At 75.4% G+C, this 13,944-nt stretch carries 2 protein-coding genes; both read left to right on the top strand.

Going from position 1 to position 13,944, the window contains the following annotated elements:
* The first annotated feature begins 34 nt into the window (after positions 1-34).
* Positions 35-12,286, top strand: coding sequence for an SDR family NAD(P)-dependent oxidoreductase (locus BT341_RS47015; protein ID WP_425426502.1), 12,252 nt, complete (start codon positions 35-37; stop codon positions 12,284-12,286).
* The gene (locus BT341_RS44800) at positions 12,283-13,920 is read left to right on the top strand and encodes a beta-ketoacyl reductase (RefSeq protein ID WP_072480216.1); all 1,638 of its coding nucleotides are present in this window, start codon (positions 12,283-12,285) and stop codon (positions 13,918-13,920) included. Before BT341_RS47015 ends, BT341_RS44800 begins: the two co-directional genes overlap by 4 nt.
* The last annotated feature ends 24 nt before the right edge of the window (positions 13,921-13,944 follow it).

The raw sequence follows: 13,944 nt of genomic DNA, 5'->3' as shown, positions 1-13,944 counted from the left end.
AGGCCCGCGCACCGCGAGGAAGTGGCACCAGATGGTGAACCAGGACAAGCTGCGCGACTACCTCAAGCGGGTGACGGCCGACCTGCACGTGGCCCGGCAGCGCATCCGGACGCTCGAGGAAACCGGCCACGAGCCGATCGCCGTCATCGGGATGTCCTGCCGGTTCCCCGGCGGCGTCGCCTCGCCCGACGAGCTGTGGCGGCTGGTCGCCGGCGGCGCCGACGCCATCGGCGAGTTCCCGGCCGACCGCGGCTGGGACCTGGCCCGGCTGTACCACCCCGACGCGGACCGGCCGGGTACCTGCTACACCCGGCACGGCGGCTTCCTGTACCGGGCCGCCGAATTCGACGCCGGGTTCTTCGACATGTCGCCGCGGGAAGCGCTCACCGTCGACCCGCAGCACCGGCTGCTGCTGGAGACCTCCTGGGAGGCCTTCGAGCACGCCGGCATCGATCCCGCGAGCGCGCACGGGAGCCGGACCGGGGTGTTCGCCGGCCTGGTCTACCAGGACTACGCGGCGCGGCTGCCTTCGGTGCCGGACGAACTCGAGGGGTACACCGGCAACGGCAGTGCCGCGAGCATCGCGTCCGGCCGGGTCGCCTACACGCTCGGCCTGCACGGGCCCGCCGTGACGGTGGACACCGCCTGCTCGTCGTCGCTGGTCGCGGTGCACCTGGCGGCGCAGGCCCTCCGGCAGGGCGAATGCACGCTGGCGCTGGCCGGCGGCGCGACGGTGATGGCGAGCCCGCGGCCGCTGATCGGGTTCAGCCGCCAGCGCGGGCTGTCGCCCGACGGGCGGGCCAAGGCGTTCGCCGAAGGCGCCGACGGTACGGCGTTCGCCGAAGGCGCGGGCATGCTCCTGCTGGAGAAGCTGTCCGACGCGCGCCGCAACGGTCACCCCGTGCTGGCCGTGGTCCGCGGATCGGCGGTCAACTCCGACGGCGCGTCGAACGGCCTGACCGCGCCGAACGGGCCCGCCCAGCAGCGGGTCATCGAGCAGGCGCTGGAGAACGCGCGGCTCACCGCCCCGGAGGTCGACGCGGTCGACGCCCACGGCACCGGAACCAAGCTGGGCGACCCGATCGAGGCCCAGGCGCTGCTGGCCACGTACGGCCGGAACCGCGAGCGGCCGCTGTTGCTGGGCTCGCTGAAGTCGAACGTCGGCCACACCCAAGCGGCGGCGGGGGTGGGCAGCCTGATCAAGATGGTCCAGGCGATGCGGCACGGGGTGCTGCCGAAGACGCTGCACGTGGACCGCCCGACGTCCGAAGTGGACTGGACGGTGGGTGCGGTGGAGCTGCTGACCGAGAGCCGCCCGTGGCCGGAGACCGGGGCGCCGCGGCGGGCCGGGGTGTCGTCGTTCGGGGTGAGCGGGACGAACGCGCACGTCATCGTGGAGCAGGCTCCCAGGGAAGCGGACGAGGAGATCGGCCGGCCGGCCGGTGTCGTGGCGGTGGGGTCACCGGGCCACTCGGCGGGGCGAGCGGAGTTGCCCGCTGCGGGAGCCGCGCGGCCGGATGGTGTCGTGCCCGTGGTCCTGTCGGGCCGGACGGCCGCCGCGTTGCGGGGGCAGGCTGCGCGGTTGCGGGCCCACCTTCTCGACCGGCCGGAACTGCGTGCCACCGATGTCGCCTTCTCCCTGGTCACCGGGCGGACGGCCTTCGAGGAACGCGCGGTCGTCGTCGGCGACCGCGAGGCGCTGCTGTCGGGGCTCGCGGCCGTGGCTGCCGGTGAGCCGGCGGCGCACGTGGTGTCGGGTTCGGTGAAGCCGGGCCGCACCGGGTTCCTGTTCTCCGGCCAGGGTTCGCAGGTGCTCGGGATGGGCCGGGATCTGTATGAGCGTTTCCCGGTGTTCGCCGAGGCTTTCGACGCGGTGTGCGCGCGTCTCGATTCCTCGTTGCGGGACGTGCTCTGGGGCACGGATGCCGAGTCGCTGAATCGCACGGTCTTCACCCAGGCCGGGTTGTTCGCGGTCGAGGTGGCGTTGTTCCGGTTGTTGGAGTCGTTCGGTGTGCGGCCGGATGTGCTGGTCGGGCATTCGATCGGTGAGTTCGCGGCTGCGCACGTGGCAGGGGTGCTGTCGCTGGATGACGCGTGTGCGTTGGTGGCCGCGCGGGGCCGGTTGATGCAGGCGTTGCCGGAGGGTGGGGCGATGCTGGCGGTGCAGGCCACGCCGGAGGAGATCGCCCCGGTGCTGGGTGATGGTGTGGCGCTGGCGGCGGTGAACGGTCCGGATTCGGTGGTTGTCTCCGGTGATGTGGACGCGGTCGAGCGGGTTGCCGGATGGGCGGCGGGTCGCAAGACGCGTCGGTTGAAGGTGTCGCATGCGTTCCATTCGCATCGGATGGATCCGATGTTGGCGGAGTTCGCCGAGATCGCGTCCACTGTGGAGTATCACGAGCCGGAGCTGCCGATCGTGTCGACGCTGACCGGTGAGCCGGTCACCGAGTTCGACGCGCGGTATTGGGTGGATCAGGTCCGGGGGACCGTCCGGTTCGCCGATGCCGTGGCGGCCGCGGGCGCGGGGCGTTGGGTCGAGGTGGGCCCGGGGGCCGCGCTGGCCGGGCTGGTCGAGGGAGTGGCGGTCCAGCGGGCTGATCGTGAGGGAGTCCAGGCGTTCTTGACCGCGCTGGGCCGGTTGCACACCGAGGGCGTCACCGTGGACTGGACGTCGCTGTTCGGCGACGCCCGCCGTGTCGACTTGCCGACTTACGCCTTCCAACGTGACCGCTACTGGCTCGAAGCCCCGCCGGTCGCCACGGACGACAAACTGCGCTACCGCCTTTCGTGGACGCCGGTGGCCGAGACGAACACCTCGCTGTCCGGCACCTGGCTCGTCCTCTCCGACGCCGGCCGCGAGGACCTCGTCACCGCGCTGACGGACCAGGGCGCCGAGGTCACCACCGTCCTCGTCCCCGACGGCACCGACCGTGCCGGGCTCGCCGCGCAGCTCACCGGCCCGTTCGACGGCGTCCTCGCCGAACTCGGCGTCGTCTCCCTCGCCACGGCGGTGCAGGCACTCGGCGACGCGGGCGTCACCGCCCCCGTGTGGGCCGTCACCCGCGGCACCGACCCGGCCGCGGCCATGGTGTGGGGGCTCGGCCGGACGATCGCCCGGGAGGTCCCGGACCGGTGGGGCGGCCTCGTCGAGCTGCCGCCGGTCGTCGGTGACCGCGCGGCCCGGCACCTCGCGGGCGTGCTTGCGGGCACCGAAGACCAGGTCGCGATCCGCGAAACCGGCGTCTTCGCCCGCCGGCTCGTGCGGGCCGGGGCGGACTCCGGGGCGGACTGGGCACCGGCGGGCACGGTCCTGGTCACCGGCGGCACCGGGGCGCTCGGGGCCGAGGTCGCGAAGTGGGCAGCCGGTCGCGGCGCCGGACGGCTCGTGCTGCTGAGCCGCCGGGGCGAAGCCGCGCCGGGTGCGGCGCGGCTGCGGGCGGACCTCGAGGCCGCGGGTGCCGAGGTGCGGTTCGCCGCGTGCGACGCGGCCGATCGGGGCGCACTGGCCGCGACGCTGGCCGGTGAGCGGATCTCCGCGGTCTTCCACGCGGCGGGCGTGCTCGACGACGGCGTCTTCGACAGCATGACGCCCGAGCGGTTCGAAACCGTCTTCGCGCCCAAGGTGACGGCGGCACGCCACCTCGACGAGCTGACCCGGGAGCACCCGGTGACGGCGTTCGTGCTCTTCTCGTCGTTCGCCGCCACGGCCGGCGGCCGGGGCCAGGCCAACTACGCGGCCGCCAACGCCTACCTCGACGCGCTCGCCGACCAGCGCGTGCGTGAAGGACTGCCCGGCACCTCCGTCGCGTGGGGCGCCTGGGCGGGCGCCGGAATGGCCGCGGGCGGCGAAGCGGAACGCCGGATCGACCGCGGCGGCCTGCTCCCGATGCCGGTCGGGACCGCGCTGGCCGTGCTGGGCCGGGTGGCCGAGGCGCCCGGCGGGATCGTCGTCGCCGACGTCGACTGGGCCCGGTTCGCCCCGGACTTCACCGCCGCGCGGCCGAGCCCGCTGCTCGACGGCATCCCCGAAGCGGCCGCCGGCCCCGCGCCGGCGAAGAAGCTCGCCGCGGTGCCGCAATCCGAGCGGCCCCGGGCCGTGCTGGGGCTCGTGCGGTCCCGGGCCGCCGCCGTCCTGGGCCACGCCTCGGCCGAGGCGATCCCGCCCGGTCGCGCCTTCCGCGAACTCGGCTTCGACTCGCTGGCCGCCGTCGAACTGCGCAACCTCCTGATGGCGGCCACCGGCCTGACCCTGCCCACGACCGTGGTGTTCGACCACCCGTCGGCGGCCGCGCTCGCCGAGTACGTCACCGGCCTGCTCGCCGGCGACGTAGCCGGCGAACCTGCCGTGGCCGGGCCCGAAACCGCCGTCGTCTCGGCCGAACCGGTGGTCATCGTCGGGATGTCCTGCCGGTTCCCCGGTGGCGTGTCGTCACCCGAAGAGCTGTGGGACCTCCTCGTGGCCGGCGGTGACGGCGTGGGGCCGTTCCCCGCCGACCGCGGCTGGGACGTCGCCGCGCTGTACGACCCCGAACGCACCCGCCCGGGCACGAGCTACGTGGCCGAAGGCGGCTTCATCGACGGCGCCGGCGAGTTCGACGCCGGGCTGTTCGGCATCTCGCCGCGCGAGGCGCTGGCGATGGACCCGCAGCAGCGGCTGCTGCTCGAGACGTCGTGGGAGGTGCTCGAACGGTCCGGGCTGGACCCGCTGTCCCTGCGGGCGAGCCGGGTCGGGGTGTTCGCGGGCACCAACGGCCAGGACTACCCCGGCCTGGTCGCCGGGGGACCCGAGGAGCTGGCCGGTTTCCGCGGCACCGGCGGCGCGGCGAGCGTGCTGTCCGGCCGGGTCTCCTACGCGTTCGGGTTCGAAGGCCCGGCGGTCACCGTCGACACGGCGTGCTCGTCCTCGCTGGTCGCGCTGCACCTGGCCGCGCAGGCGCTCCGCCAGGGCGAATGCACGCTGGCGCTGGCCGGCGGCGTGACCGTGATGGCCACGCCCGGTGCGTTCATCGGCTTCTCCCGGCAGAACGGCCTCGCCGCCGACGGCCGCTGCAAGGCGTTCGCCGAAGCGGCCGACGGCACCGGCTGGGGCGAAGGCGCCGGCGTCCTCCTGCTGGAGCGGCTGTCCGACGCGCAGCGCCACGGGCACCGCATCCTGGCCGTGGTCAAGGGTTCGGCGATCAATCAGGACGGCGCGTCGAACGGACTGACCGCCCCGAACGGGCCGGCGCAGCAGCGCGTGATCCGGCAGGCGCTGGCCAGTGCCGGACTGTCCACCCAGGACGTCGACGCGGTCGAGGCGCACGGCACCGGGACCCGGCTCGGCGACCCGATCGAAGCGCAGGCCCTGTTCGCCACCTACGGGCAGGACCGGGCCGAGCCGCTGCTGCTGGGCTCCGTCAAGTCCAACATCGGCCACACCCAGGCCGCGGCCGGGGTCGCTGGCGTGATCAAGATGGCTCTGGCGCTGCGGCACGGGCTCGTGCCACCCACCCTGCACGTGGACGCGCCGACGTCGCACGTGGACTGGTCGGCGGGCGGCGTCGAGCTGGTCACCGAGCCGGCACCGTGGCCGGAGACCGGCCGCCCGGCCCGGGCCGGGGTGTCTTCGTTCGGCATCAGCGGCACCAACGCCCATGTCATCCTCGAAGCCCCGCCTGTCGCCGAGGCCCCGGCCGCGGCCGCCGAACCGGCGATCGTGCCGTGGGTCCTCTCGGCGAAGACCGAGGAAGGCGTGCGGGCCCAGGCCCGGCGCCTCCGCGCGTACCTGGCGGAGCGGCCCGGCTTCTCGCCGCGCGACACCGCGTTCTCGCTCGCGACAGCCAAAGCCCGGCTGGACGCCCGCGCGGTCGTCGTCGGCGGCGACGACCTCATGGACGGGCTCGCGGCACTGGCCGACGGCGAGCAGTCACCCGCTGTGGTGGCGGGTGAGGTCATCGAGAGTGCTGGTCCGGTGCTGGTGTTCCCGGGGCAGGGTTCGCAGTGGGTCGGGATGGCGGTGGAGCTGCTGGATTCTTCGGCGGTGTTCGCGGCTCGGTGGGCGGAGTGCGAAACCGCGCTCAAGTCTTTTGTGGACTGGTCGTTGACGGAGGTGGCGCGTTCGGCTGATCCGGCGGTGTTGGAGCGGGTCGATGTGGTGCAGCCGCTGTTGTGGGCGGTGATGGTCTGCTTGGCCGAGTTGTGGCGGGACGCCGGTGTGGAGCCTGCTGCGGTGATCGGGCATTCGCAGGGTGAGATCGCGGCCGCGGTGGTGGCCGGTGCGCTGTCCCTTGAGGACGGTGCTCGGGTGGTTGCTCTGCGGGCGAAGGCGATCACCGAGCTGGCGGGTACTGGTGGGATGTTGTCTGTTCCGTTGCCGGTGGCCGAGGTCGAGGCCGGGCTGGATGCGCGGCTGGGCATTGCGGCGGTGAACGGGCCGTCGGCGACGGTTGTCTCGGGTGAGGTCGCCGCGTTGGATGCGGCGCAGGCGGCGTGGGAGGCCGAAGGTGTGCGTGTCCGGCGGGTGCCGGTGGATTATGCGTCGCATTCGGCGCAGGTGGAGGCGATCCGGGAGCGGATTCTCGCTGATCTGGCGCCCGTCGAGCCGTCCACTGTGGACACGGTCTTCTTTTCGACCCTGACCGGTGGGGAGATCGACACAGCCGAACTGACGGCGGACTACTGGTACCGCAACCTGCGCGACACCGTGCGGTTCGAAGACGCGGTGCGCGCGGCGATCGCGGGTGGGCACACGGTGTTCGTCGAGAGCTCGGCCCACCCCGTGCTGACCGTGGGCGTGCAGCAGACCCTCGACGAGCTCGAGGTTTCCGGTGCGGTGGTGCCCACCCTGCGCCGGGACCACGGCGACCTCCGGCAGCTGTACACCGCCTTCGGCCGGGCATTCGTCCACGGCCTCCCGGTGGCTTGGGACACCCTCGTTCCCGGGCAGCGGGTCGAGCTGCCCACCTACGTTTTCCAGCGCGAACGCTACTGGGTGGACCCGGCCCCGGACGCGGACGCGCTCACCGCGGTCTCCGTCGCCTCCGGGCAGACCGTCCTCACCGGCGGCCTGTCGCTTCGGTCGCACCCCTGGCTCGCCGACCACGCGGTGCTCGGCACCGTGCTCGTCCCCGGCGCCGCGCTCGTCGAGCTGGCCGGTCGGGCGGGCGAGGAGACCGGCTGCGCGAGCGTCGACGAACTCGCCCTCGAAGCCCCGCTCCTGCTCCCCGAAGCGGACGGCGTCGAGGTGCAGGTGCTCGTCGAACCCGCCGGCCACGACGGCCGCCGCGCGGTCACCGTGCACGCCCGGCGAGCCGCCGAGGACGCGGACTGGGTCCGGCACGCGGCCGGCACCCTCGCCCCCGCGGACGCGGCCGAACCGGCCGCCGAGCTTCCCGCGTGGCCCCCGCGCGACGCGGCCCCCGTGCCGGTCGGCGATTTCTACGCCACGGCCGCCGCGGCCGGCTACGGCTACGGCCCCGCCTTCCAGGGCCTGCGCGCGGCCTGGCGCGCCGGTGACGCGGTGTTCGCCGAAGTGGCCCTCCCCGCCGAAGCCGGCGCCGCCACCGGATTCGGCGTCCACCCCGCGCTCCTGGACGCCTGCCTGCACGCGGCGAGCGCCGGCGGGCTGCTGGGCGAAGCCTCGGCGCCCCGGCTGCCCTTCGTCTGGTCCGGCGTGCGCGTGCACGCCGTGGGCGCCCGCCGGGTCCGCGTCCGCCTCACCACCACGGCACCGGACGTGCTGGCCGTGCTGGTCACCGACGAAACCGGCCTGCCGGTGGTCACCGTGGCCGAGCTGGCCGTCCGCGAGGTCGACCCGGCCCGCCTGCGGGCCGGCGGCGCCGGTTCGCTGTACGCCGTCCGCTGGGAACCGTTGCGCGAGAACCCCACGGTCACCCCGGCCGCGGTGGTCGAGCCCGCGGACGAGGTCGAAGCGCTGACCGCCGTCCAGGACTGGCTGGCCCGGACCGAGGACGGCCCCCTGGTGGTGCTGACCCGCAACGCCGTCGGCGTGCGGCCCGAAGACGCGGTCGACGGCCTCCGGCAGGCCGGGGTCTGGGGGCTGGTGCGGTCCGCCCAGTCCGAGCACCCCGGCCGGTTCGTCCTCGTGGACACCGACGGGGCCGTTCCCGACGGCGTGCCGCCGGACGAGCCGCAGCTGGCCGTGCGCGGCGGCACCGCGCACGTGCCGCGGCTGCGGCGGGTGGCGGCCACGCCCGAGCCGGCGTGGCCCGCCGAGGGGACGGTGCTGATCACCGGCGGCACGGGCCTGCTCGGCGGGCTCGTCGCCCGGCACCTGGTGACCGAGCACGGCGTCCGCGACCTGGTCCTGCTCAGCCGCAGCGGGCCGGACGCGCCGGGCGCGGCCGAGCTCGCCGATCTGCCCGCCGCGGTCCGGATCGTCGCGTGCGACGCGGCCGACCGGACGGCGCTCGCCGCGGTGCTGGCCGGCATCGACCGGCTCGCCGGCGTGGTGCACGCGGCCGGGGTGCTCGACGACGGCGTCGTCGCGTCGCTGACCCCGCAGCGGATGGCGGCCGTGTGGCGCACCAAGGTGCTGGCCGCCCGCAACCTGCACGAACTGGCCGGCGACATCGAGAAGTTCGTCCTGTTCTCCTCCGCCGCGGGCGTGTTCGGTGCCCCGGGGCAGGGCAGCTACGCGGCCGCCAACGCCTGGCTGGACGCCTTCGCGCAGCACCGGCGCGCCCGCGGCCTGCCGGCGGCTTCGCTGGCCTGGGGCCTGTGGGAGCGGGCCAGCGGCCTCACCGCGCACCTGGCCGGCGAGGAAGCGGCCCGCCGCGGGCGGGCGTCGGTCCAGACACTGTCCACAACGGACGGTATCGCGCTGTTCGACGCCGCGCTGGCCGCCGGCGAACCGGCGCTGGTGCCGGTGCGGCTCGACCTCGCCGGGCTGCGCCGCCGCGCGGAAACCGGTGCGGTGCAGCCGATGCTGCGCGGGCTGGTCCCGGCGCCCGCGCGGCGCGCGGCCGCCCCCGCGGACCCGCGACCGGGACTGGCGGCCGAGCTCGCCGGCCTCGCCGAGGCCGAGCGGCGCAAGGTGCTGCTCGACCTCGTCCGGGCCCACGCCGCGACCGTGCTCGGGCACGGCACCGCCGACGCCGTCGCACCGGGCCGGTCGTTCACCGAGCTCGGCTTCGACTCGCTGACCGCGGTCGAACTGCGCAACCGGCTCGGTGCCGCGACCGGGCTGAAGCTCCCGGCGACCCTGGTCTTCGACTACCCGAACCCGGCCGCGCTCGCCGCGCACCTGCTCACCGGCACGCTCGGCAGCGACGACGTCCCGGAGGCCCCGGCCGGGCCGGTGGCCGGCGATCCCGTCGCGATCGTGGCGATGGCCTGCCGCTTCCCCGGCGGGGTCACCACCCCCGACCAGCTGTGGGCGCTGCTCGAAGCCGGCGGCGACGCGCTTTCGCCGTTCCCCGCCGACCGCGGCTGGGACCCGGCGGCCCGGCCCGGCGGTACGGGCGGGTTCGTGCACGACGCCGCGGACTTCGACGCCGCCTTCTTCGGCGTCTCGCCGCGCGAGGCCCTCGCGATGGACCCGCAGCAGCGGTTGCTGCTCGAGACGTCGTGGGAAGCGCTGGAGCGGGCCGGCATCGACCCGTCGGGCCTGCGCGGCAGCCGCACCGGCGTGTTCGCCGGCCTGATGTACCACGACTACGCGAGCCGGCTGCCCGCCGTGCCCGACGAGGTGAGCGGCTACGTCGGGACCGGTACCTCCGGCAGCGTGCTCTCCGGCCGGGTGGCCTACACCTTCGGGTTCGAAGGGCCGGCGGTGACGGTCGACACGGCGTGTTCGTCGTCGCTGGTGGCCCTGCACCTGGCCGCGCAGGCCCTGCGGGCGGGGGAGTGCTCGCTCGCGCTGGCCGGCGGCGTCACCGTGCTCTCGCAGCCCGAGGTGTTCGCCGAATTCGCCCGGCAGGGCGGCCTGGCGGGCGACGGGCGCTGCAAGGCGTTCGCCGACGCGGCCGACGGCACCGGGTTCGGGGAGGGCGTCGGCGTCCTCGTGCTGGAGCGGCTTTCGGACGCGCGCCGCAACGGCCACGAGGTGCTCGCCGTGGTCCGCGGGTCGGCGGTGAACTCCGACGGCGCCTCGAACGGCCTGACGGCCCCGAACGGGCCGTCGCAGCAGCGGGTGATCCGGCAGGCGCTGGCCGCCGCCGGACTGTCCACTCGGGACGTCGACGTGGTCGAGGCGCACGGCACGGGCACGAAGCTCGGTGATCCGATCGAGGCCCAGGCGCTGCTGGCGACCTACGGCCAGGACCGGGAACACCCGCTCCTGCTCGGCTCGGTCAAGTCGAACATCGGGCACACGCAGGCCGCGGCCGGCGTCGCGGGCGTGATCAAGGTGGTCCAGGCCATGCGGCACGACCTGCTGCCGAAGACCCTGCACGTGGACGCGCCCTCGTCGGTGGTGGACTGGTCGGCCGGATCCGCCGAGCTGCTCACCGAAGCCCGGCCCTGGCCGGAGACCGGACGGCCCCGGCGAGCGGGGGTGTCCTCCTTCGGGATCAGCGGCACCAACGCCCACGTGGTCCTCGAAGCACCGGCCGCACCGGCGCCGCCGCCGTCCGGGGCCGCCGAGGACGGCTTTCCGGTTCCGTGGCTGCTTTCGGCCGCGTCGCCGGCGGCGCTGCGCGCCCAGGCCGCCCGGCTCGGCGCCTGGCTGGCCGAGCGGCCGGACCTGCGGCCCGGTGATGTCGGCTACTCGCTGGCGACCGGCCGGGCGGCGCTGGACCACCGCGCCGCGGTGGTCGCCGAAGACTCCGAAGACTCCGAAGCCCTGGTCCGGGGGGTAGCGGCGATCGCGTCGGGGGAGACGCCGGCCGGTGTCGTGCGTGGCTCGGCGACGGCCGATAGGGGCAACCTAGGGGTGTTGTTCGCGGGCCAGGGTTCGCAGCATTCGGGCATGGGCCGAGGACTGTGGACGCGTTTTCCGGTGTTCGCCGAGGCGTTCGACGCGGTCTGCGACCGGCTCGACGCGCACCTCGGGCGAACGCTGCGCGACGCGCTCTGGCAGCCCGGCACCGACGTCCACGACACCGCGATCGCCCAGGCGGGCCTGTTCGCGTTCGAGGTCGCGGCCTACCGGCTGCTCGAATCCTTCGGCGTCACCCCCGGCGTGCTGATCGGCCACTCCGTCGGCGAGTTCGCCGCCGCGCACGTCGCGGGAGTGCTGACCCTCGACGCCGCCGCCGCCCTGGTCGCGGCCCGCGGCCGGCTGATGGCCGCGCTGCCGGCCGGCGGCGCGATGCTCGCCGTGCAGGCTTCGGAGGAGGAGATCACCCCGCTGCTGGGCGAGTTCGGCGGTCGGGTGTCGCTCGCGGCCGTCAACGGCCCGCTGGCCGCCGTGGTGTCCGGCGACGCCGACGCCGTCGAAGCGCTCGGCGAGCGGGTGGCCGCGCTCGGCCGGAAGACCACCCGGCTGAGCGTTTCGCACGCCTTCCACTCCCACCGGATGGAGCCGATGCTCGCGGAGTTCGCCGCCGTTTTGTCCACTGTGGACTTCAAGGCGCCGCGCATCCCGATCGTCTCCACCCTCACCGGGAAGCCCGTCGACCAGGAGCTGTGTTCGCCGTCGTACTGGGTCGAGCAGGTCCGGGGCACCGTGCGGTTCGCCGACGCGGTCGGCGCCGCGGCCGGCCTCGGCGTCCGGGCGTTCGCCGAGCTCGGCCCGGCCGCGGCGCTCACCGCGCCGGCCCGAGAGGTGCTCGCCGGCTTCGACGACGAGGCCGTCGTCGTCCCCACCCAGCGCGCCGACCGCGAGCCCGGGCACACCTGGGTGAGCGCCCTCGCCGAGCTGCACGTGACGGGCACGCCGGTCGGCTGGGACGAGCTGTTCACCCCGCTGCGGCCGCGGCGGGTGGAGCTGCCGACCTACGCCTTCCAGCGGCGCCGGTACTGGCTGGAGGCCCCGGCGGACGCCACCGCGGTCCCGGCGGCCGAAGAGCGGTTCTGGGCGGCCGTGGATGCCGGCGACCTGGCCGCGCTCGCCGAAACTCTGCACGTCGAAGACGACACTCGGCTGCGGCCGGTGCTCGACGCACTGGGGCCGTGGCACCGGGAAAGCCGTGCCCGGTCGGCCGCGGACGGGTGGCGGTACCGCGTGCGGTGGGTTCCGGTCTCACCCGAGAGCGCCCCGCTGCCCGGGACCTGGCTGCTGGTGACGACGCCGGACACCGGCGAACTCGCCGCCAAGCTGAGCGCCGCGCTCACCGCCCGCGGTGCCGAAGTCGTGCCCTTCCCCTCGAATCGGCCGAAGACCTCCGCGAGCTGCCCGAAGTGACGGGCGGGGTGCTGTCGACGGCCACCGACGTGACGCTGACCGCGGAGCTCCTCCGCACCCTGGCCGGCCTCGGGCGCGAGGTGCCCGTGTGGTGCGTGACCACCGGCGCGGTGTCGGTCGGCGGCGACGAGCCCGCCGACCCGGACCGCGCGGCGCTCTGGGGTCTCGGCCGGGTGGCGGCGCTCGAGCTGCCCCGGGTGTGGGGCGGCCTGCTCGACCTGCCCGCCGAGTTCGACGGCGGCGTGGTCGCCGGGGTGCTCGCCGGCGGCGGCGAGGACCAGGTGGCCGTCCGCGCGTCGGGTGTGTGGGGCCGGCGCGTCGTGCGTGCCCCCGCGGCCGGCGGACGGCCGTGGTGCCCGCGCGGGACGGTCCTGGTCACCGGCGGGCTGGGCGCCCTGGGCGCCCGGGTGGCCCGCTGGGCGGCCGAGAACGGCGCCGAGCACCTCGTGCTCACCGGCCGCCGCGGCGCGGACACGCCGGGCGCGGCCCAGCTGTGCGCCGAGCTGACCGCGCTGGGCACCCGGGTGACCGTCGTGGCGTGTGACGTCACCGATCGCGAAGCGGTGCGGAAGCTCCTGGAGACGGCGGACCCGGCGGCGGTCGTGCACGCCGCCGGCGTGGCGCAGGCCGCGCCGCTGGCCGACACCCCCGCCGCGGAGTTCGCCCGGATTCTGGCGGCCAAGACCGAGGGCGCGCGGCACCTCGACGAACTGCTCGGAGACCGCCCGCTGGACGCCTTCGTGCTGTTCTCCTCGGTCGCCGGGATCTGGGGCAGCGGTGGCCAAAGTGCCTACGCCGCGGCCAATGCCGCCCTCGACGCGCTCGCCGAGCGGCGCCGCGCCCGCGGCCTGACCGCGACCGCGATCGCCTGGGGCCCGTGGGCGGACGCCGGCATGGCGGGCGACAGCGCCGCCGCGGCGGCGCTGCGGGAGCGGGGACTCGCCGCGATGGCCCCCGAAGCCGCGGTCGGGGCGATGGCCCGCGCGGTGGGTGAAGACGCCGCCGTGACGGTGGTCGCGGACGTCGACTGGCCGGTGTTCGCCCCGCTGTTCACCGTGGCGAGGCCGAGCGCGCTGCTCGGTGAGCTGGTCACGCCGGCCCCGGTGCCGGAGCGACCCGCCGAAGCGCCGCTGCGGGCCCGGCTCGCGGCGGCCGACGCGGCCGACCACGACCGGATCCTGGTGGCCGCCGTGCGCGCGGAAACGGCCGCGGTGCTCGGCCACGTGGACGAGCGGGAGGTCGACGTGCGGCGCGGTTTCCTGGAAATGGGCCTGGATTCGCTGGGCGCGGTGCAGCTGCGCGACCGGCTGGGGGCCGCGGCCGGCCGCACCCTGGCGGCGACCGTCACCTTCGACCACCCGACGCCGGCGAAGCTCGCCGCGCACCTGCGTACCGAGCTGCAGGGCGGCGGTGACCCGGCCGGCCTGCTGCTGAGCGAGCTCGACCGGCTCGAAGCCGCGTTCGCCGCACCGGACGCCGACGAGCTGACGCGGTCGCGGGTCACCGTGCGGCTGCAGGGTTTCCTGACCCGCTGGCGCCGGCCGGACGCCGGGCGCGACGACGCGCACGACCTGGAGTCGGCCACGGCCGACGAGCTGTTCGACCTGATCCACGAGGAATTCGGAAAGTCTTGAGCAAGCGGGCGCGAGCGGCTTGTC

The sequence above is a fragment of the Amycolatopsis australiensis genome, from assembly GCF_900119165.1.
GTDB lineage: Bacteria > Actinomycetota > Actinomycetes > Mycobacteriales > Pseudonocardiaceae > Amycolatopsis > Amycolatopsis australiensis.
Note: the sequence above shows the minus strand (reverse complement) of the source record. Positions and strands in the feature narration are given on the sequence as shown.